Here is a 20,513-nt window from a genome sequence, read left to right as displayed (position 1 = left end):
TCCGGGCGTGAAAGGGCCCTCCCGCCGTGCTCCTCGCGGGGCCGGGCGGGAGGGCCCTTTCACGTGTCCGGGGGAACGGTGCCCGGAAGGGCCTCGCCCCTACCAGTTGCCCCAGTCGTCGGGGCCGCCGGCCGCGCCGTCGTTGACGTCCTGGCCGACCTGGCCGCCGTCGTCGTCGTCGCCCCAGCCACCGCGGTCACCGTCGCGGTCGCCGCCTCTGTCGTCACCGCCGCCGTCGCGGTCGGGCTTCGGCGGGGGCTTGGGCGCGCACCGGCCGGCGGAGCAGCCGCCGAAGCGCTCCATGTTCACCGGTGTGAACGAGCTCGCCTCGACGCCCTTGAGCGCGCCGAGCATCGCGTCCTTCCAGATCCGCCCGGAGATCGAGGCGCCGTAGACGTAGCTGTAGTAGCGGCCGCCGATGGTCACGCCGGTCAGGTCGTACTTGAAGGCGCCGCGGGGGTCGCCGAGGCTGACCGCGGAGGCGAGCTCCGGGGTGAAACCGGCGAACCAGGCGGCGGTGTAGGCGTCGGTGGTGCCGGTCTTGCCCGCCGCCGGGCGGCCGATGCCGCCGACCTCGGTCATCGTGCCCTTGGTGAACACCCCGGACATGATGTGGGCGGCCGCGTCGGCGACCTCCTCGTCCAGGGCCTGCTTGCACTTGGGCTTGTAGGAGGTCTTCTTGCCGTCGCGGTCGAGGCTCTCGGTGATGACCATCGGCGCGCAGTAGGTGCCGCGGGCGGCGATCGCCGCGTAGGCGGCGGAGACCGTCACCGGGTCCATCTCGTTGGTGCCGAGCGTGAAGGTCTCGACCTCCTCCAGCTTCCCGCCGTCGGCGCGCTTGATGCCGAGGCTCTTGGCCGTCTTGACCGTCTCGCAGAGGCCGACCTCCTGCTCCAGGCGGAGGAAGAAGGTGTTCACCGAGCCCAGGGTGCCGGTGGTGAGGGTCTTGAAGCCGCCGCTGCTCTCGCTGGAGTTGTGGACGTCGTGTTTGGGATCGCCGCGCGAGGCGCCCTTGCAGTCGCGGAACGCGCTGTAGCTCGGGGCGGTGTAGACGTCCCCGGTGGAGAAGCCGTCGCCGAGCTTCATGCCCTGGCTCAGGGCGGTGAGCAGGGTGAAGGGCTTGAACGTGGAGCCGGCCTGGAAGCCCGCGCCGCCCGCGTGGTCCCTGTCGCCGACCAGGTTGTAGCTGATCTCGTTCTTCTTCTTGCTGTTGCCGTACTTGCGGCTGGCGGCCATCGCCTTGACGGCTCCGGTGCCGGGGACGACCATCGCCTGCGCGGCGACCGGCTTGTCGCTGCGCTTGACGTACTTCTTGATCGCCTTTTCCGCGGCCTTCTGCGCCTTGGTGTCGAGCGTGGTGGTGATCGTCAGACCACCTCGCTGGAGCAGCCTCTCGCGCTCCTTGGGGGTCTTGCCGAAGTCCTCGTTGAGCGCGATCTCGTGCTGCACGTACAGGCAGAAGTAGGGGTACTTGCTCTCCTGGCAGCCGCCGGGGGCCTCGACGTCCTTGAAGCCGAGCTTCTTCTTCTTGGCCTCCTCGGCCTCCGGCTTGGTGATCTTGCCGAGCTCGGCCATCCGGTTCAGCACGGTGTTGCGCCGCTCGAGGAGCCGGTCGCGGGCGGCCTTGCCGGCGTCGGGGTCGGTGACGCTCGGGTTCTGCACGGACCCGGCGAGGGTGGCCGACTCCCAGAGGTTGAGCTTGGAGGCGGGCTTGCCGAAGAAGCGCTTGGCCGCGGCCTGGATGCCGTAGGCGCCCGCGCCGTAGTAGGAGATGTTCAGGTACTTCTCGAGGATCTCCGCCTTGGTGTACTTCTCCTCGGCGTACAGCGCGTAGCGCAGCTCGTTGAGCTTGCGGGAGATGGTCTGCGCCTGCGCGGCGTCCCGCTTCTCCTTGGTCTCCGCGGCGTTGACCAGCACGAGCTTGACGTACTGCTGGGTGATGGAGGAGCCGCCCTGGACGACCCCGCCGCCCGAGACGTTCCTCGCCGCGGCCCGGAAGGTGCCCTCCAGGTCGATCGCGCCGTGGTCGTAGAACCGGTCGTCCTCGATCGCCACGATCGCGGTCTTCATGATGTCGGAGACCTCGTCGATCTTCACCGACTCACGGTTCTGGAAGTAGAACTGGGCGAATTGCTTGCCGTCCGCGTCCAGCAGGGTGGTCTTCTCCGCCAGCGGGGGTTCCTTGAGCGGTTCGGGGAGAAGCCGCAGCTCGTTGGTGGCCGCGTTCACCGTCATCCCCGCGCCGCCGACCACCGGAACCGCCACGGCGGCGGCCAGCACGCCGGTGACGGTCGCCGCCACGGCGAGTTTCAGCACACCGCCGATCGCGCGGAGAACCGATCCCTTGGCTTTGCCTTCAGCTTGCACGGGTCAAGAGTACGTCGGGCTGATGCTCCAAACGGTAACGGAACACCCTTTTGAGATGACTTCTCCCGGTATCGCAGGCGGGTGACTAGTCATTCCCGGCCAGATGGCCGTGGATGACCATGTGAGAATTTGGTCCCGCCGGGGTCTGTCGGCCCGAACGTCTGGTTGCGTACGTTCTCTTTCTGCAGCAATTGAATACCGAGGCTCGACGCCCGCGCCCGTCGGCCCAAGTCACGACTGACCACCTAAGGGGAGTGGGGTCGAATGTGGATCACGGATTGGACCTCCCGTGCGGCCTGTAAGGGTGCGGATCCTGACGCTTTGTTCGTTCAGGGTGCTGCCCAGAACCGAGCAAAGCTGATCTGCCGAGGATGCCCGGTCCGGACCGAGTGCCTCGCCGATGCGTTGGACAACCGCATCGAGTTCGGGGTGTGGGGCGGGATGACCGAGCGCGAACGTCGAGCGCTGCTGCGCCGACGACCGGATGTCGACTCCTGGCGTGACCTGCTGGAGTTGGCCAAAGAGGAGTACGAGCGAACGAACGAGCTGATCGCCGGCTGAGTTCGCGCCGATCCCGTACGGCTGGCGCCGGGCGCCAGCCGTACACGCGTGTCCCGGGACGGTTGAACGCGTCGGGCGGCCGGGACCTCCGGCCGCCCGCCGAACCACGTGGGTGAGTCCTCCTGACCCGCCGGACCGCACAGATGAGCACGCCGGACCGGATCGCCGGGAGGCGTCGGGTTCCTACCGGGAGGTGCCCCGGGTCACTGGGCGGCCAGCAGGCGGCCCACCTCGCGCAGGCCATCCAGGTCGTGCACGTCCTGCGCCATGGCGGGGACCCGTGCGACCGGCACCGTGGGATGGGCGGAGATGAAGTGCTCCTGCTCGCGCTGCTCGCGCGCGGCCAGCTGCATCCGCCCGGCGTGCAGCCGCAGGACGGCTGAGGTGAGCTCGTGCTCGCCGCGCGCCTCCAGGTCCTCGGCGGCGGCGGTGCTGCGCGCCCCGGAGAGCACGGAGGCGGGTGAGAGGTGGACCCGGTTGACCACGAGTCCCGCCAGCGGCATGCGCTCGGCCGCCAGCCTCTCCACGAAGTAGGACGCCTCGCGCATCGCGTCGCGTTCCGGCGAGGCCACGACGACGAACGCCGTCCCCGGGGCCTGCAGCAGCCGGTAGGTCTGCTCGGCCCGTGCCCGGAACCCGCCGAAGACGGCGTCCAGCGCGGACACGAACGTCTGCAGGTCCTTGAGCACCTGCGCGCCCAGCAGCTTGGTCAGTGCCCCGGCGACGATGCCGAAACCCGCGTTGAGCAGCTTGAACGCGCTGCGCCCCCCGGCCTTGGCCGGGACCATGAGCAGCCGGATGAGCCGTCCGTCGAGGAAGCGGCCGAGCCGCTCGGGGGCGTCCAGGAAGTCGAGCGCCGAACGGGACGGCGGGGTGTCGACGATGATCAGATCCCACTCGCCGGAACGGCGGAGCTGGCCCAGCTTCTCCATCGCCATGTACTCCTGGGTGCCGGCGAAGCTTGAGGACAGGGACTGGTAGAAGGGGTTCGTCAGGATCTGCCGGGCCCGCTCGGGATCGGCGTGCGCCTCGATGATCTCGTCGAAGGTCCGCTTCATGTCGAGCATCATGGCGTGCAGCCGGCCTTCGCCTTGCACGTCCGCGACCGGCCTGGGGGTGTTGTCGAGCTCGGTGAGGCCCATCGACTGCGCCAGCCGCCGCGCGGGGTCGACCGTGAGCACCACGGCCGAACGGCCGCGCTCGGCCGCGCGCAGCCCCAGGGCGGCGGCGGTGGTGGTCTTGCCGACGCCGCCGGAACCGCAGCAGACGACGATCCGGGTGTCGGGGTCGTCGACGATCGCGTCGAGGTCGAGAACCGGTGGCTTCTTCACGCTGCTCCCTGGGTGCGCATCGATTCCGCCAGCTCGTAGAGGCCGGACAGGTCCACCCCGTCGGACAGCAGCGTCAGCTCGTAGCGGGGGCGGGCGGACTTCACCAGCGAGAGTCTCTCCTGCCGTTCCAGCTCGGTGCGGCGGGCGTGCTCGGCGATCTCCTCGGTGAGCGCCTCGGCCACCGCGACCGCGGCGGGACCGCCGTCGGTGAGCCCGGCCGCCTTCAGCCCGAGCACCAGCTCGGCCGGGTCGAACCTGTCCTCGGCCGCGGCGTCCAGCACGGCCTCGGGCAGCAGCGACTCGCGGACCATGTTGATGAAGATCCCCCCGGCGGGGAGGTCGGCCTCGCGGAGCTCGCGCAGGCCGTCCAGGGTCTCCTGGACCGGCATCTCCTCCAGGAGCGTGACGAAGTGCACCGCGGTCTCGGGGGAGGACACGACCCCGTTCACCAGGTCGGCGTGGTTCTTGATCGGGCCGACCCTGGCCAGCCCGGCGACCTCGTTGGTGACGTTCAGGAAGCGGGCGATCCGGCCGGTGGGCGGCGCGTCGAGCACGACCGCGTCGTAGACCCTGCGGCCGTTCCTGTCCTTGCGGCGGACGGCCTCGCTGGTCTTGCCGGTGACCAGCACGTCGCGGAAACCGGGGGCGATGGTGGTCGCGAAGTCGACGACGCCCATCTTGGTGAGCGCCTTCCCGGCCCTGCGCATGCCGTAGAACATCTCGAGGTACTCGAGCATGGCCTCCTCGGGATCGATGGCCAGGGCGTAGACGTCCCCGCCGCCCGGCGCGACGGCGATCTTGCGTTCCTCGTACGGCAGCGGAGGCAGGTCGAAGACCCGGGAGATCCCCTGGCGGCCCTCGACCTCGACCAGCAGGACCTTCCGTCCGCCCGCCGCGAGGGCGAGCGCGAGCGCGGCGGCCACCGTGGTCTTCCCGGTGCCGCCCTTGCCGGTGACGACGTGGAGGCGTACGCCGTCCCAATCGGTGTCGCGAGCTCTCACCTTTCGAAGGCTACCCAACGCCCCCTTGACAACTCCCCGCGGCCTTCCTGCGGAAGTTCCCCTGGAGGGCGTCGTCCAGGCGGGGGAGGGCGGACCCGGAGGTCATCCGGTGAGGGTGACGGGACCTCCGCGTGGTCGCCTTCCCTGGTCAGCGCGGCCCTGCGCGCCGTTCGCGCCGGGACGCGAGCCGTTCGGCGGGCGGTCGGCGGCCCGGGAGGCCGGATGTGGACATACGGCTAATCGATCGGGTGGAGAAAGTAAATATGCGGATTCTCACAGCGCCGGACCACGGCCGGTCACGGCCCTGAGGACGCCGCGGGGTCGTGAGGGACGGATCGGCGGGCCGGTGGGCCGGCGGGCGGCCGGGGACGGGCCTCCGGAGGGGGGCGGTCTCGCTAATGTGTCCCGCATGACGAAATGGGAGTACTCGACGGTGCCGCTGCTGGTCCACGCGACGAAGCAGATTCTCGACAACTGGGGCCAGGACGGCTGGGAGCTGGTGCAGGTCGTGCCGGGCCCCAACCCGGAGCAGCTGGTCGCCTACCTGAAGCGGCCCAAGCAGTGACGCCGGAGGAGAGACTGGCGGAACTCGGCCTGACCCTGCCCGAGGTGGTCCCGCCGCTGGCGGCGTACGTCCCGGCGACGCGGTCGGGTGATCACGTCTACACCTCGGGACAGCTGCCGATGGTGAACGGCGAGTTGAAGGCGACCGGGAAGGTCGGCGCCGAGGTCGAGGCCGAGGCCGCCCACGACCTCGCGAGGATCTGCGCGCTCAACGCCCTCGCCGCGATCGCGTCGGCGGCCGGGGGGTTGTCGAACGTCGTACGGATCGTCAAGGTGACCGGTTTCGTGGCCAGTGCCCCGGACTTCACCGGGCAGCCCAAGGTCGTCAACGGCGCCAGCGAGCTGTTCGGCGAGGTGTTCGGCGACGCGGGCAGGCACGCCCGCAGCGCGGTGGGGGTCGCGGTGCTCCCGCTGGACGCGCCGGTGGAGGTCGAGGTGATCGCCGAGGTCCGCTGAGGACACCCGGGGCCCGGCCCCTCCACCCGGGACCCAGCCCCTCCACCCGGAGCCCGGTCCTTCCGTCCGGAGCCCGGCCCTTCCATCCGAGGCCCGGTCCTTCCGGGGGCCGGGGAGGGCCGGGCGGGCCCGTGATTGTCCGGAGCGGTGCCGTACCACATGATGGACCCTGAAACCGAGCAGTGTTCTGGTGGAGGGTCTCAATGGGCGGTATCCCGCTTCCTGGTGAGTTCGGCGAGCGCGCGCGCGACATCCTGGCCGGACGGGTCGCCCCCGCCCCCGCGAGGGACGCCGCCACCGTGGTCGTCCTCCGCGAGGACGAGGACGCCGGTGGGGTGGAGGTCTACCTGCTGCGGCGCAAGGCGAGCATGGCCTTCGCCGCGGGGGCCTACGTCTTCCCCGGAGGGTCGGTCGACCCGCGCGACACCGATCACGCGATCGCCTGGTCCGGCCCCTCCCCCGAGGACTGGGGGGAGATCTTCCGCGCGGACGGGCGGACCGCCCGGGGGCTGGTGTGCGCCGCCGTGCGGGAGACGTTCGAGGAGTCGGGGGTGCTGCTCGCGGGCCCGTCCGCGGAGTCGGTGGTGGCCGACACCACCGGTGAGGACTGGGAGGCCGACCGGCTGGCCCTGATCGGCAAGAGCCTGTCCTTCGCCGAGTTCCTGGACAGGCGCGCGCTGGTCCTCCGTTCCGACCTGCTCCGCCCCTGGGCCCACTGGATCACCCCGGAGGTCGAGACCAGGCGCTTCGACACCCGCTTCTTCGTGGCGGCGCTCCCGCCCGGCCAGCGCACCCGCGACGTGGGCGGGGAGGCCGACCAGGTCGCCTGGCTCAGGCCCGCCGACGCGCTCGGCCGGGCGGGGACGGGCGAGATCTTCCTGATGCCCCCGACCCACCGCACGCTCACCGAGCTGTGCGCCTACGACAAGGTGCCCGAGGTGCTCGCGACCGACCGTGAGATCGTGACCATCATGCCCAGGATCGCCCAGGTGGACGGGGAGATGCGCATCGTGCTTGACGACGACTACCGGTTCGGTGCCCCGTGAGCGGGCTCAGGATCCCCCTGCACGGGCCTGACGGGGCCGGTACGGCCCACGCCCTCAACCTTCTCGCCCCGAACCCGTCCGAGATGACGCTGGACGGCACCAACACCTGGGTGGTCGGCCTCGGCGAGGAGGTGCTGGTCGTCGATCCCGGCCCGGACGACGAGGGGCACCTCGCGCGGGTCGCCGGTCACCTGGACGGCCGCCGGGTGGTCGCGATCCTGCTCAGCCACGGGCACCACGACCACAGCGGCGGCGCGGCGGCGTTCGCCCGGCTGGTCGGCGCGCCCGTCAGGGCCCTCGACCCGGCGCACCGGCTGGGGGAGGAGGGGCTCGGCGACGGCGACGTGATCACGGCAGGGGACGTGGAACTGCGCGTGCTGGGGACGCCCGGCCACTCGTTCGACTCGCTGTGCTTCTGGCTGCCCCAGGACCGGGCGATCCTCACCGGCGACACCGTGCTGGGCCGGGGTACCACGGTGATCGCCCCCGACGGTGACCTGGCCGACTACCTGCGTTCCCTCGACCTGCTCCGCGCCACGGCCGAGCGGGTGGGGGCACAGGCGCTGCTGCCCGGCCACGGGCCGGTGCTCCCCGATCCGATCGGCGCGCTCGACGGCTACGTGGCGCACCGGCGCCGGAGGCTGGACCAGATCCGGGAGGCCAGGCGGCAGGGAGCGGCGACACCGCGGGAGATCGTCGAGATCGTCTACGCGGACGTGGACAGGTCGCTCTGGCCCGCCGCCGAGATGTCGGTCCGCGCCCAGATGACCTACCTGGACGGATAGGACCGGTTTCCGAGGACTCCGTGTCCCCGGTTCTGCCGGAGGGATCTCCATGCTGCCAAAGCCTCCGCGTTGCCGGGACCTCCGTGCTGCCAAAGCCTCCGCGTTGCCGGGGCCTGCGCGCTCCGTGTCGCCCGGTCCGGGGTTCGGGGGGCCGGGGGTCACCGGAGGGCCTGTACGCCTCCCGGAGGCCGTTCACGGGCGCGAGGGCCGCGGGAACGGTCCTTTTCCCGGTCGCTCGTCTCCCGCCGCGTATTTCTCGCCTGCCCTCTCCTTGGCCGTCCGTCCTCCCGGGCACCCGATGGCGGCATCGGTCAGCGCGAGCGGTTGTGCAGCCGCTCCAGATCCATGATCACCACGGCCTTGGCCTCGATGCGCAGCCAGCCGCGCTGGGCGAAGTCGGCCAGCGCCTTGTTCACGGTCTCCCGGGAGGCGCCGACCAGCTGGGCCAGCTCCTCCTGGGTGAGGTCGTGGTGGACCCGCACGCCGTCGTCGATCCGCTGGCCGAAGCGCTCGGCCAGGTCGAGCAGGGCCTTGGCCACCCGGCCGGGCACGTCGGTGAAGACGAGGTCGGCCAGCACGTCGTTGGTGCGGCGCAGGCGCTGGGCCAGGGCGCGCAGCAGGTGCAGGGCCACCTCGGGGCGGCCGGTCAGCCAGGGTCGCAGGTCGTCGTGCCCGAGCCCGGCCAGCCGCACGTCGGTCAGCGCGGTGGCGGACGCCGTACGGGGGCGGGGGTCGAACAGGGACAGCTCGCCGAACATCTCGCTCGGACCGAGCACGCTGAGCAGGTTCTCCCTGCCGTCGGGCGCGGTACGGGAAAGCTTGATCTTCCCTTCGAGCACCACGTAGAGGCGGTCACCGGTCTGGTTCTCGCTGAAGAGGGTCTGCCCCTTGGAAAGTTCGACCTCGGTGATGCTCGTGCGCAGCGCCGCGGCGCTCTCACGGTCGAGCGCGGCGAACAGAGGGGCCTTGCCCAGCACTTCGTCGGAGTTCACGGTGCCTCCTGTTTCACGGCTCACGCAGTCATTGTGACCCATCCCACCGTGCGCTCCTTCAGGGGGCCTGGAGCGTAGGCTGACGGGGTGCTCCGCGACGTCAGCCCCATAGAGGAATCCCGGCTCGCCCTGGTGCGCCGAGCTCGGCGAATGGACCGGATTCTGGGTGAGACCTACCCGGATGCCCATTGCGAGCTTGACTTCACCACCCCTCTCGAACTCCTGGTCGCGACGATCCTGTCCGCGCAGTGCACGGACAAAAGAGTTAATACGGTTACTCCTACCCTTTTTGCGAAATATCCCACCGCTGAGGCGTACGCGGGTGCCGACCGGGCCGAGATGGAAGAGATCATCCGTTCCACCGGCTTCTTCCGGGCCAAGACCAACAGCATCATCGGCATGGCCCAGGCCGTCTGCGGGCGTTTCGGCGGCGAGGTGCCGGGGCGGCTCAAGGACCTGGTCACCCTGCCGGGAGTCGGGCGCAAGACGGCCAACGTGGTGCTGGGCAACGCCTTCGGGGTGCCCGGCATCACCGTCGACACCCACTTCCAGCGGCTCACGCACCGGTTCCGGTGGACCGCGGAGACCGACCCGGTGAAGATCGAGCACGTGGTCGCCGGGCTGATCCCCAAGCGGGACTGGACGATGATGTCCCACCGGCTGATCTGGCACGGCCGCCGTGTCTGCCACTCCCGCACCCCCGCCTGCGGCGTCTGCCCGCTCGCCGCCCTCTGCCCCTCGTACGGTCTGGGGCCGATCGATCCGGTCCCGGCCGCCAAACTGCTCCGTCCCGGCCCCTTCTCGTGATCGCCGCCGGCCCTCCGGTCCCGTACGGGGAGTTCGTCCGGGGAAGCGGTGAGCGGGAACGGCGAGCGGAAGGCCAAGATCGGGAGACGGCGAACGAACGGTGAAGGGCGGGAAGCGACGGGCGGGACGCCGTGTTGCACACGGTTGCGGAGATCGGAGCACGACGGTCGGAGGTGTGCCGGTGGAGGTTCCCGGATGGTTGGAGACGCTGGCCGGGCGGGCAGCGGCGATGCCGGTTCCCCCGCTGATGGGCCCGCCGGCGACGGGCGGACGGTCGGCGGCGGTGCTGCTGCTCTTCGGTGAGGGGCCGTTCGGCCCGGACGTGCTGCTCATCCAGCGCAGCTCGCTCGGGCGCAGGCACGCCGGTCAGCCCGCGTTCCCCGGCGGCGGGGTCGATCCCGCCGACGACGGCCCGATCGCCGCCGCGCTCCGCGAGGCCCGCGAGGAGACCGGTCTCGACCCCGGCGGCGTCCACGTGCTCGGCACCATGGCCGAGCTCTACCTGGCGCGCAGCGACAACCGGGTGACCCCGGTGCTGGCCTGGTGGCACACCCCCTGCGTGGTGCACGCCGCCTCGCCGCAGGAGGTCGAGTCGGTGGAGCGGGTCCCGCTCCGCGAGCTCGCCGACCCGGCCAACCGGCTGGGACTGCGTCACCCGGGCGGCTACGCGGGCCCCGCGTTCAGGGTGCGCGGGCTGCTGGTCTGGGGGTTCACCGCCGGAGTGCTCGACGGGGTGCTCAGCGGTTCGGACTTCGAGGTCCCCTGGGACCGTTCGCGCGTGGAGGACATCCCGCCCGAGGTGCTGAGTCTCGCCCTGCGCTGACGGGGCGTTCCTGTGGATACGTTCCCGCGGATGACGGTCCCGCGGATGGTCGCGTTCCTGTGGATACGTTCCCGCGGACACGATGTCGCGGAGACCTCGCCCAAGGTGTGCACGCGTGGCGCATGGGCTGGATAACGTAAAGGGGTGAGCGGTGGTCTGTTAGATCTCATCCTGATCGCCTTGATGGTGGCCTTCGCGGTGTCGGGATACCGCCAGGGATTCATCATCGGCGCCCTCAGCTTCGTCGGTTTCGTCGGCGGCGCGCTGCTGGGAATGTTCGTCGCGCCGCTTCTCGCCGGAGCCGTGGTCGAAGGGGCGACGGAGCGGGCACTGCTGGCGATCGTCATCGTCTTCCTCGCCGCCACGATCGGGCAGTTCGCGTCGTCCACCATCGGCGCGGTGGTCCGCAGCCACGTCACCTGGGAGCCCGCCAAGGCCGTCGACGCGGTCGGGGGCACCTTCTCCAGCGCCTTCTCGGTCCTGATCATCGCGTGGCTGATCGGCTCGCTGCTCGTCTCGTCCCAGTTCACCATGCTCAGCGAGCAGGTCCACGGGTCACTCCTGCTGTCCACGGTCGACCAGACGCTGCCCCGCGCGGCCAAGGACCTGCAGAAACCGATCAAGAACTTCCTCGACACCTCCGGCTTCCCCAAGGTGTTCGACGCCATCGGGAGCGGCCAGCTCGTCCAGATCCCGCCGCCCGACCGGAGCGTGGCCAAGGACAACAAGCAGCTCGCGCGGGCCCGCCGGGGCATCGTCAAGGTGCAGGGCATCGCCTCGACCTGTCGCAAGCACATCGAGGGCACCGGTTTCGTCTACGCCCAGAACAAGATCATGACGAACGCGCACGTGGTCGCCGGCGTCGACCAGGACCTCCAGGTCACCGACTACCTCAACAAGGTCCACCAGGCCAGGGTCGTGCTCTACAACCCCGACCGGGACATCGCGATCCTGCACGTCACCGGGCTCAACATGCCGATCCTGCGTTTCGACGGCACCGCGAAGAAGGGTGACGACGCGATCGTCGCGGGCTTCCCGCACGGTCAGGGCTACACCCTGGACCCGGCGCGCATCCGGGTGCGGCAGAAGGCCGGGGGGCTCAACATCTACGAGAGCAAGGACGTCGTCCGCGACGTGTACTCCATCCGCGGCCTGGTCAGGCAGGGCAACTCCGGAGGGCCGCTGCTCACCCCGCAGGGGCGGGTCTACGGCGTGGTCTTCGCCGCCGCCCTCAACCAGCGGGAGACCGGCTTCGCGCTCACCGCCGCCGAGGTCGCGCCGGACGCCGAGGACGGCTCCAAGCTCTTCAACGAGGTCGACACCCAGCAGTGCGACCAGAACTAGAACGAGGCCGGCACCCGGTGGTGTGACCGGAGCCGGAACGAGGCCGACACCCGGTGGTGTGCCGGAACCGGCCCGGGATCGGCGGAGCGCCGCCGTCATCGGCCGGTGACACCTGGGCGGGCGGCGGTCCGGGCCGGCGCGAGGCCCGCGTCAGAGCAGTTCCCTGACCCTGGCGATGGCCTCCCCGGCCTCCATCTCGTCGAGTCCGTGCGCGACCCGCGCGATCCGCTCGTACGGCATGCCGTACCCGCTGATCCGGTCGGCGCCCCGGGTGAACAGCGTCGCCGCCCCGCGCGGGTTGCCCCGTTGCAGGTGGGTGAGGCCGACGCAGATCTGGGCGAGTCCCTGCCACAGTTCGCGTTCGGGGCCGGGGCAGTTCTTCCACCGGCCCTCCAGTACCTCGTGGGCGTGGAAGGGCCGTTCCTCGGCGAGGAGCCTGCGCGCCTCGGAGAGGGCCTCCTCGGCGCCCGGCGCGTAGTCCTCCGGAACGCGTTCCACCCCCTCGGCGTCGTGCGGCAGCGGCCGTCCGAACGCGTCGCGGGGACGCCGGTTGCGCGGCCTGCCGTCGGGATCCCGGTCCCGCCCGTTCACCGGTCCGGCTCCGGGTCGGACAGCCAGGCGACGAGTTCGGCGTCGAACTCGCCGGGACGCTCCTCGTGCGGGAAGTGCCCGGCGCCCTCGATCAGCCTCCACCGGTACGGGGCGGCCACGTACCGTCCGGAACCCTGGGCGGTGCGCGGCAGGATGTGCGTGTCGAGCGCGCCGTGCAGTTGCAGCGTCGGCGCGTTGATCTGGGCGCGCATGGTCCTCGCGTAGCGCCACCCGTCCGGGCGAAGCTGCGAGCGGCCGAACCAGCGGTGGTACTCCAGCGCGCAGTGCGAGACGTTGCGGATGCGGAACGCGTCGCGGTAGGTCCTCGACACCTCCTCCTCCGGCCAGCCCGGCCCCGACCACTGCTGGAGCAGGCGTCCCACCCTGGCTCCGGAGTCGGCGGTCAGGCGCCGTTCCGGGATCAGCGGCATCTGGAAGCCCATCGCGTAGCGGGCCGCCCTGAACTGGCCGGACGGTTCGGTGAACAGGGCGGTGCGGAGCCTGCGGGGGTGCGGCGCCGAGACCGGGACCAGCCGCAGGACGGCCTTCGGGTCCAGTACGGCCATCGTCCAGCCGAGCAACCCGCCCCAGTCGTGCCCGACGACGACCGCGCCGGTCTCGCCCAGCGCCCGGACCAGCCCGGCCGCGTCGGCGGCCAGCGTACGGAGGTCGTAGCCGCGGGGCGGTTTGTCGCTGGCGCCGTAGCCTCGCAGGTCCACGGCGACGGTGCGGTAACCGGCCGCCGGAAGCGAGACGAGCTGGTGGCGCCAGGTCCACCAGAACTGCGGGAACCCGTGCAGCAGCAGGACCAGGGGGCCGGTACCGGCCTCCACCACGTGAAAACGGGTACCACCGGCGTGGACGGATCGGTGGGTCCAGGGACCCTCGATCCTGACGACGGACTCGTCGGGTCTGCTCACCGGCCCGGTCTCACCGGGTCGTGACGCCCGTCGGTCCCGGCGGCGGCGACCGGAGCCGGGCTCGAACCGAGATCGGTCTCGCGCTCACCGCTCTTGATCGTCTTGAGCGAGCGCAGGGTGCGCTTCATCCCGGTCAGCCCCTTGAGCCGGCGGATGCCGATGAAGACCAGCCCTCCGGCCACGAGCAGGTAGAGCACGGTGACGATCAGGAAGGCGAGCCAGGTCCACACACCCGCCGCCACCAGGCCGTAGGCGAGCGCGAACGAGGCGAGGATCAGGCACAGGTGGGCCATGAACGCGGCCGCGCCGAACAGGCCCGCCGCCATGCCGACGCGCTTGGCGTCGAACCGGAACTCGGCCTTGGCCAGTTCGATCTCGGCGCGGACCAGGGTGGATATCTGGTCGCTGGCGGCGGCGACCAGCGCTCCCAGGGACTCCTCCTGCGGCTCCACCGGTGGGATATGTGTCATGGATGATCTCCTATCGAGGGCCTTTGTCGAACATCATGCTGCGCGCCGAGGGGATCGCGCACGCACACCCGCGACGGGATCGTCGCCGGAACCGGCGCCGTGAGCACGCCGGCGGTCGTCGCGTACCTGGTCATCAGGGCGAGAGCTACCCCGGTGAGGGTCGGGCGAACACCACCGATTCGGACGGGACGGGGTGGGCGGGCGGTGGGAGCACCGTACCGGAGGGGCGTGCCGGGGCGTCGTACCGGCCGGGGTGACCCGAGGTGGCACGATCCCGGGACGGTGTGATCCTGGGTCGGTGCGGTCCGAGGCGGGACGATTCCAGGACGGCGTGCTCCGGGGACGGTGTGATCCGGGATCGGTGTGATTCCGTGACGCTGTGATCCGGGGACGGCGTGATCCGGGATCGTGGTTCCGGGAGGAGAAGGACCCGCGGGAGAAGGGCATGCGGGCAGGGCCGTGTGCGCGAGGTGAGGGCGTCACGACGGGCGTCGGGAGGAGACGCGCTGCCGGGAGGGGGCAGGGCGGCGACGCGCGGCCGTAGAGGGGGGCCGGCCACCTGCCCGGCCGCGCGTCGCCGGTGCGCTCAGTCCTCGCTCTTGGCGCTGGGCAGCTTCTCCGAGATGAGGTTCATGACCGTGCTGTCGGCGAGGGTGGTGACGTCGCCGACACTGCGGTTCTCCGCCACGTCCCGCAGGAGACGCCGCATGATCTTCCCGGAGCGGGTCTTCGGCAGCTCGGGCACCACCAGGATCTGGCGCGGCTTGGCGATCGGCCCCAGGGCCTTGGCGACGTGGGCGCGAAGCTCGGCGGCGATGTCCGCGCCCTCCTCGGCGTTGCCGCGCAGGATCACGAACGACACGATGGCCTGACCGGTCACCGGGTCGGTCGCGCCGACCACGGCGGCCTCGGCGACCTTCGGGTGGGAGACCAGCGCCGACTCCACCTCGGTGGTGGAGATGTTGTGCCCGGAGACGAGCATGACGTCGTCCACCCGGCCGAGCAGCCAGATGTCGCCGTCCTGGTCCCTCTTGGCGCCGTCGCCCGCGAAGTACATGCCCTCGAAGCGGGACCAGTAGGTGTCGATGTAGCGCTGGTCGTCGCCCCAGATCGTGCGGAGCATCGACGGCCACGGGTCGCGGATCGCCAGGTAGCCGCCACCGCCGTTGCCGACGCTCCGCCCCTGGTCGTCGACCACGTCGGCGGTGATGCCGGGCAGCGGGCGCATCGCCGCGCCGGGCTTGCCCTCGGTGACGCCGGGCAGCGGGCTGATCATGACGGCGCCGGTCTCGGTCTGCCACCAGGTGTCCACGACCGGGGTACGGTTGCCGCCGATGTGCTCGCGGTACCAGACGTAGGCCTCGGGGTTGATCGGCTCACCGACGCTGCCCAGGATCCGCAGGGACGACATGTCGTACTTGGCGGGGATGTCGTCGCCCCACTTCATGAACGTGCGGATGGCCGTCGGGGCGGTGTAGAGCAGCGTGACCCCGTACTTCTGCACGATCTCCCAGAAGCGGCCGCGGTGCGGGGTGTCCGGGGTGCCCTCGTAGATGACGCTGGTGGCGCCGTTGGCCAGCGGGCCGTACACGATGTAGGAGTGGCCGGTCACCCAGCCGATGTCGGCGGTGCACCAGTAGACGTCGGTCTCGGGCTTGAGGTCGAAGACCGCGTGGTGGGTGTAGGCGGTCTGGGTGAGGTAACCGCCGGTGGTGTGCAGGATGCCCTTGGGCTTGCCGGTCGTCCCGCTGGTGTAGAGGATGTAGAGCGGGTCCTCGGCGCCGTTCGGCGCGGCCTCGTGGACGTCCGGCTGCCGGTCCACGACATCGTGCCACCACACGTCCTTGTCGGTCCGGGCGACGTCCTGACCGGTCCGCCGGACCACCAGGACGTGCTCGATGCCCGGGCACTCGGCGACGGCCTCGTCCACGGTCGGCTTGAGCGCGCTGGGCGCGCCCCGCCGGTAGCCGCCGTCGGCGGTCACCACGAGCTTGGCGTCCGCGTCCTTGATCCGGCCGCTGAGCGCGGTCGCGGAGAAGCCGCCGAACACCACCGAGTGGACCGCCCCGATGCGGGCGCAGGCCAGCATCGTGATCGGAAGCTCGGGGATCATGGGCATGTAGATCGCGACCCGGTCGCCCTTGCCGACGCCCAGCTCCTGGAGCGCGTTGGCGGCCTTGGAGACCTCGCGCAGCAGGTCGGCGTAGGTGAGCGTACGGGTGTCGCCCTCGGGCTCGCCCTCCCAGTGGTAGGCGACCTTGTCGCCACGACCCGCCTCGACGTGACGGTCCACGCAGTTGTAGGCGATGTTGAGCTCGCCGCCGACGAACCACTTGGCGAAGGGCGGGTTCCAGTCCAGGACGGTGTCCCAGCGCTTCGACCAGTGCAGGCGGTCGGCCTGCTTCTCCCAGAAGGCGAGACGGTCCCGCTCGGCCTCCGCGTAGGCGTCGGCGGTCACGTTCGCGGCCGCGGCCAGGTCCGCGGGAGGGGTGAACCGCCGGGTCTCCCGCAGCAGGTTCGACAGCGTCTCCTGAGTCTCACGCGACTCGGAACCAGGGGTCTCCGGGGCCACTACGCACTCCTCACGTACTGCTATCGACTGTTCGTGTCCCACTTCACCAGCCCACCCGTACCCGCCACAAGAGGTCTAGACAGGTCTGTACCAATCGGTGATGACAGAGCATATGACGCGAAAGGAATCGGGTCGGTGGGGGTGGCCGTACGGGAAACGATGCGTTTTCGCCACCGTAGGAACGTGGGCGGCGTTGTTCAACGCGCGTCGTCGCGCCGATGCGCCGGGTGGTGTCATGCGGTCGCCGAACGGTTCCGCCGGTGGGCGGGACGGTGCTGCCGGCCGGTGGGACGGTTTCGCGGGTCGTTCGCGGGTCGTTCGCGGGTCGTTTACGGGTCGTTCGCGGGTCGGGGAGGTGGGCGTTCGCCGGCGGACCGGACCGGCCGTGCCGTTCGAGCCGGATCGGGCCGGATCGGGACGTACGCCGCCTGGCCGGAGCCCGCCGTGACGGTCCCGGTAGGGTCGGGCAGCGTGAGCGACCCATTGGCTGTCATCGCAGGAATGCCCGGCGTGTCCGAGGCGGTCGCCGAGGCGCGCGTGACCGTCGACCGGCTGTACGGGCACCGTGTCCTGCGGCGCAAGAGCGCGGAGGTGTCGGCCCGATCCGCCCTGCGCGGTGCCCGCGCGTCCGCCGCCCTGGAGGGGGTGGACGTCCCCCTCGAGACCATCCCCGAGGTCACCGACCCGGTGGTGCAGGGGGCGCTGCGCGTCTCGGCCGAACTGGGGCGGCTCGGCCCGACCTGGCGCACGACGCCCCGCCAGGTGCTCGCCAGGCTGCACACCCTGGCCGCGGCCGGCCTGGCCGAGGACCTCGGACGTCCCAGGGCCGTCGCCCAGGCGTCCGATCCGCTCGGTCTGGGAGCCGCTCCCGGCCCGCAGGAGGCGGTGGCCCGGGTGGACGGGCTGGTCCGGCTGGTGACGACCTCCTCCAAGGCGCCCGCCCTGGTGCTCGCCGCCATCGTGCACGCGGAGCTGGCCGTGCTGCGTCCCTTCGGGTCGGCGGACGGGGTGGTCGCGCGCGCGGCCGAGCGGCTGACGCTGGTGGAGTTCGGCCTGGACCCGAAATCGCTGGTGGCGATCGAGGTGGGGCATCTCGAACTCGGCCCGGCCTACGCGGAGGGGCTGCGGTCGTACCTGAGCGGCACCCCGGAGGGGGTCGCCACGTGGGTGCGTCACTGCGCGTCCGCGGTCACGCTGGGCGTTCGCGAGGCCACGGCGATCTGTGAGGCCATGCAGCGCGGCTGACCACGCCGCCCGCTTCGACGCCGTGTGCCCTGTCCCATGTCGTGTCCGACGGGATGTGCCCGTACCTGGGCCGTACCTGATGGTCGTGCTCGCTCGCTCGGCCTTCGCACGGGTCCGGCCCACCGCTCCTCGGACGGGGACTTCCTCGTAGGCGGCACGTCCGGTCACGGGTGGCTACACAGTGTTGCCTATTACGGACATTTGCGCGGCGGGTTTCCGTACAAACCGACGGCGCCCCTGGTGGGGGGCGCCGTCGTCGACACGTTCGTGCCGGGTTACCAAGCGTGCACCTGATAATCGTCGATACGGGACAAGCCCGCTTCGACGCGCCTCCCGCGGCCGGCGGCACGTGGGTACCCGGAGACCGTGCCCGGACACATGGTCCGTGCAACCTTTGTACGTCCGATCGGCGCTGATGGGAACCCCTGAAAGCAAGACCTTTACGGATCGGGGAATGTCGCGGGTCTCCCTTGTGGCCGGGCCGTCCCGCGACGCGGCGGGCCGGGTCGTGAAGATCACGGGAGAGCGCCGGCGCCCTCGGCGGTGCGACTCCCGCCGTCTCGGCGATCACCGAACGTCACCGGCGTTCCGTCCGGATATCGCGGTCTGTCCATGGCGAACGATGAAATGAGCCTGGATCGTTACATTAAAAAAACTAGTAGAAATCGCCGATTTCTCCTCGACGGAACTTGAGTCGGTCGGGCAGCATAAGGAGGTATCTCCCCGAACCGGGATAACCGCTCATGCGATGGCGTCGCAATCCCGCGTGTTCCGGTCGGCTGGTGAAGGCTTTCTTCTGAAACGGGGCCGGCTCTACCCCCCCAGAGCCGGACCGGTCGGCGACCCCCGCTCCCCCCCGGCGGGGGTCGCCTTTTTCATGGCCCGCTCGCCTTCCAGCGGTCCGTTCGCCTTCCAGCGGTCCGTTCGCCTTCCAGCGGTCCGTTCGCCTTTCACGGTCCGCTCGCCTTTCACGGTCCGCTCACCGCGACCGCCCTGCGCGCACGACGGGCGGCCGGTGCTCGTCCCGTCCTGAGGGATCGCTCTCGCGTGGCACCCGTCCCTGCCCGCGTCCGACGCCTCACCGGGCCCTCGTCCGCACTCTGTCCGATGTCATCGTCCGCGTTGTGCCCGATTCGGCAGGTCCCGGCGCTCCGCGTGTCTGATATAGGCATATTTAGATCTCTCACATCATTTATGTCCGGTGCCTGTGTCGCATCCGATTCTCACGCATGCCCGATATCGGCATGTCCCGACATCCCATATGTCCGATATTTTTATGTTCATGTATTCCCCATGTCCAATGTCCGGTGTCCGCGTCGTGTCCGATTCTCGTACACGCCCGATGTCCACCCATGCCGGAAGCGGATCCCAAGGTCGTCGCGAGCCAATGGTTTATCCACAGCCGAACCGTCCCCGGTCCGGTTATCCACAGTGCGGCGTTCGGTACCGCGCGTACGAGAGGCGGTCGCCGAAAGTGGTCTTCTCGAAATCAGGGAGGCACCCGTGGATCGCCCATTGGTCATCACCGAAGACCACGAACTGCTCGACGATCTGCTCCGGGTCGCCGCTGCGGCCGGAGCCGAGCTCGACGTCGCCCACGCTCCCGCGCACGCCCGGCCCTACTGGAACCGCGCTCCCCTGATCGTCGTCGGTGGTGACATGGCCGACGCCCTGGCCGCGACCGGGCCACCACCCCGGCACCGTGTCTTCCTGGTCACCCAGGAACGCGACGACCCTGACACATGGCGCAAATGCGTCGCGGTCGGTGCGCAGGCCGTGCTGGAGCTGCCCGCGGCGGAACGACGCCTGGTCGACGAGTTCGCCGACGTCGTGGAGCCTCCCGCGGGCCCGGCCGCCGTGGTGTGCGTCACGGGCGGGCGCGGAGGAGCGGGGGCGAGTGTTCTGGCGGGGTCGCTGGCGCTGTCCGCGTCCCGGCGTCGCCTCCGCACCCTCCTCGTCGACGCCGATCCGCTGGGTGGGGGGCTGGATCTCCTCCTCGGTCAGGAGGAGGCCGACGGCGCGCGCTGGTCCGATCTGGTCGCCCGAGAGGGCAGGGTCAGTTGCACCGCGCTCCAGGCCGCGCTTCCGACCCTCGCCGGGCTGACACTGCTCTCCTTCCACCGGGGCGAGGTCCGGCCGATCCCGGCCGAGGCGATGCGTTCCGTCCTGGAGGCGGGACGAAGAGGCTTCGACCTGGTGGTCGTCGATCTGCCGCGCCACCTCGACCAGGCCGCGGCGGAAGCCCTCGGCCGGGCCACCACCACTCTCCTGGTCGTCCCCGCCGACGTGCGCGGCGTGCTCGCCGCCGCTCAGGTGCTCGTCGGGTTGCAGGCGCACACCGGTGACGTCCGGGCCGTGGTGCGCAGCGGGGTGCTGAAAGACGAGGTGGTGACGGGCTCGCTCGGCCTCCCCCTCGGGGGAAGCGTCCCCGACCAGCCCCGCCTCGCCGCCGCGCTCGACCGTGGAGACGTTCCACCGCTGGGCCGCCGCAGCTCGCTCGGCCGTTTCTGCTCCGTGTTCCTTCACGAGCTGCTCGAGGCGGACACGTGATGCGCGCCGAATTCCCGCCGTCGTCCTCGTCCTCGTCGCCGTCGTTTCCGTCGGCCCGGCCGAGTTCACGGTCCCGGACGACTTCGCC

The 20,513-nt window shown here is 70.8% G+C and carries 18 protein-coding genes; 10 read left to right on the top strand and 8 right to left on the bottom strand.

The window, feature by feature from the left end; all coding sequences use genetic code 11:
• Positions 1-99: 99 nt before the first annotated feature.
• Positions 100-2,367 carry a transglycosylase domain-containing protein gene (locus ACLQ2R_RS02015; RefSeq protein WP_425957518.1) on the bottom strand — a complete coding sequence of 756 codons (2,268 nt, stop codon included), beginning with the start codon at positions 2,365-2,367 and terminating at the stop codon, positions 100-102.
• A gap of 264 nt (positions 2,368-2,631) precedes the next feature.
• On the opposite strand from ACLQ2R_RS02015, the gene ACLQ2R_RS02010 reads away from it, so the two are divergent.
• Positions 2,632-2,928, top strand: coding sequence for a WhiB family transcriptional regulator (locus tag ACLQ2R_RS02010; protein ID WP_012887233.1), 297 nt, complete (start codon positions 2,632-2,634; stop codon positions 2,926-2,928).
• A 203-nt stretch (positions 2,929-3,131) separates the two neighbouring features.
• Here the strand turns inward: ACLQ2R_RS02010 and ACLQ2R_RS02005 are convergent, their stop codons facing one another.
• Both ACLQ2R_RS02005 and ACLQ2R_RS02000 read right to left on the bottom strand, forming a co-directional pair.
• Positions 3,132-4,259 carry an ArsA family ATPase gene (locus tag ACLQ2R_RS02005; RefSeq protein WP_425957517.1) on the bottom strand — a complete coding sequence of 376 codons (1,128 nt, stop codon included), beginning with the start codon at positions 4,257-4,259 and terminating at the stop codon, positions 3,132-3,134.
• Positions 4,256-5,260, bottom strand: a complete 1,005-nt coding sequence (locus ACLQ2R_RS02000) for an ArsA-related P-loop ATPase (RefSeq protein WP_425957516.1) — start codon at positions 5,258-5,260, stop codon at positions 4,256-4,258. Before ACLQ2R_RS02000 ends, ACLQ2R_RS02005 begins: the two co-directional genes overlap by 4 nt.
• A gap of 409 nt (positions 5,261-5,669) precedes the next feature.
• Between ACLQ2R_RS02000 and ACLQ2R_RS01995 the strand changes: the two genes are divergently transcribed.
• The 4 genes from ACLQ2R_RS01995 (at position 5,670) to ACLQ2R_RS01980 (ending at position 8,111) form a co-directional block, all read left to right on the top strand.
• Positions 5,670-5,825 (top strand): DUF4177 domain-containing protein, encoded by a 156-nt coding sequence (locus ACLQ2R_RS01995; protein ID WP_012887236.1) that lies wholly within the window; start codon positions 5,670-5,672, stop codon positions 5,823-5,825.
• Positions 5,822-6,280 (top strand): RidA family protein, encoded by a 459-nt coding sequence (locus ACLQ2R_RS01990; protein WP_386239980.1) that lies wholly within the window; start codon positions 5,822-5,824, stop codon positions 6,278-6,280. Before ACLQ2R_RS01995 ends, ACLQ2R_RS01990 begins: the two co-directional genes overlap by 4 nt.
• Positions 6,281-6,483: 203 nt before the next feature.
• Positions 6,484-7,326, top strand: coding sequence for an NUDIX hydrolase (locus ACLQ2R_RS01985; RefSeq protein WP_425957515.1), 843 nt, complete (start codon positions 6,484-6,486; stop codon positions 7,324-7,326).
• The gene (locus ACLQ2R_RS01980; RefSeq protein ID WP_425957514.1) at positions 7,323-8,111 is read left to right on the top strand and encodes an MBL fold metallo-hydrolase; all 789 of its coding nucleotides are present in this window, start codon (positions 7,323-7,325) and stop codon (positions 8,109-8,111) included. Before ACLQ2R_RS01985 ends, ACLQ2R_RS01980 begins: the two co-directional genes overlap by 4 nt.
• Before the next feature lie 311 nt (positions 8,112-8,422).
• Here the strand turns inward: ACLQ2R_RS01980 and ACLQ2R_RS01975 are convergent, their stop codons facing one another.
• A complete protein-coding gene (locus tag ACLQ2R_RS01975; protein WP_362815613.1) occupies positions 8,423-9,145 on the bottom strand; it encodes a Crp/Fnr family transcriptional regulator in 723 nt (240 codons plus the stop codon).
• A 45-nt stretch (positions 9,146-9,190) separates the two neighbouring features.
• Between ACLQ2R_RS01975 and nth the strand changes: the two genes are divergently transcribed.
• The 3 genes from nth to ACLQ2R_RS01960 all read left to right on the top strand — a co-directional run bounded on the left by nth (position 9,191) and on the right by ACLQ2R_RS01960 (position 12,077).
• Positions 9,191-9,910, top strand: a complete 720-nt coding sequence (gene nth / locus ACLQ2R_RS01970; RefSeq protein ID WP_425957513.1) for an endonuclease III — start codon at positions 9,191-9,193, stop codon at positions 9,908-9,910.
• Positions 9,911-10,139: 229 nt separating this feature from the next.
• Positions 10,140-10,733: an NUDIX hydrolase gene (locus tag ACLQ2R_RS01965; RefSeq protein ID WP_425958153.1), complete on the top strand. Its 594-nt coding sequence runs from the start codon at positions 10,140-10,142 to the stop codon at positions 10,731-10,733.
• Positions 10,734-10,877: 144 nt separating this feature from the next.
• Positions 10,878-12,077, top strand: a complete 1,200-nt coding sequence (locus ACLQ2R_RS01960; RefSeq protein ID WP_425957512.1) for a MarP family serine protease — start codon at positions 10,878-10,880, stop codon at positions 12,075-12,077.
• Between the two features lie 150 nt (positions 12,078-12,227).
• Here the strand turns inward: ACLQ2R_RS01960 and ACLQ2R_RS01955 are convergent, their stop codons facing one another.
• The 4 genes from ACLQ2R_RS01955 to acs form a co-directional block, all read right to left on the bottom strand.
• Positions 12,228-12,668 (bottom strand): DUF309 domain-containing protein, encoded by a 441-nt coding sequence (locus ACLQ2R_RS01955; RefSeq protein WP_425957511.1) that lies wholly within the window; start codon positions 12,666-12,668, stop codon positions 12,228-12,230.
• The gene (locus tag ACLQ2R_RS01950; RefSeq protein WP_425957510.1) at positions 12,665-13,588 is read right to left on the bottom strand and encodes an alpha/beta fold hydrolase; all 924 of its coding nucleotides are present in this window, start codon (positions 13,586-13,588) and stop codon (positions 12,665-12,667) included. Before ACLQ2R_RS01950 ends, ACLQ2R_RS01955 begins: the two co-directional genes overlap by 4 nt.
• Entirely contained in the window at positions 13,585-14,058 is a 474-nt protein-coding gene (locus ACLQ2R_RS01945) for a phage holin family protein (RefSeq protein ID WP_425957509.1), read from the bottom strand. Before ACLQ2R_RS01945 ends, ACLQ2R_RS01950 begins: the two co-directional genes overlap by 4 nt.
• Before the next feature lie 586 nt (positions 14,059-14,644).
• On the bottom strand, positions 14,645-16,630 hold the full coding sequence (acs, locus tag ACLQ2R_RS01940) for an acetate--CoA ligase (protein WP_425957508.1): 1,986 nt from the start codon (positions 16,628-16,630) through the stop codon (positions 14,645-14,647).
• Between the two features lie 471 nt (positions 16,631-17,101).
• On the opposite strand from acs, the gene ACLQ2R_RS01935 reads away from it, so the two are divergent.
• Both ACLQ2R_RS01935 and ssd read left to right on the top strand, forming a co-directional pair.
• The gene (locus tag ACLQ2R_RS01935) at positions 17,102-17,875 is read left to right on the top strand and encodes an oxidoreductase (RefSeq protein WP_425957507.1); all 774 of its coding nucleotides are present in this window, start codon (positions 17,102-17,104) and stop codon (positions 17,873-17,875) included.
• Between the two features lie 1,503 nt (positions 17,876-19,378).
• Positions 19,379-20,425, top strand: a complete 1,047-nt coding sequence (gene ssd / locus ACLQ2R_RS01930) for a septum site-determining protein Ssd (RefSeq protein ID WP_386239970.1) — start codon at positions 19,379-19,381, stop codon at positions 20,423-20,425.
• The last annotated feature ends 88 nt before the right edge of the window (positions 20,426-20,513 follow it).

The sequence above is a fragment of the Streptosporangium sp. DT93 genome, from assembly GCF_049844535.1.
Classification (GTDB): Bacteria; Actinomycetota; Actinomycetes; order Streptosporangiales; family Streptosporangiaceae; genus Streptosporangium.
Note: the sequence above shows the minus strand (reverse complement) of the source record. Positions and strands in the feature narration are given on the sequence as shown.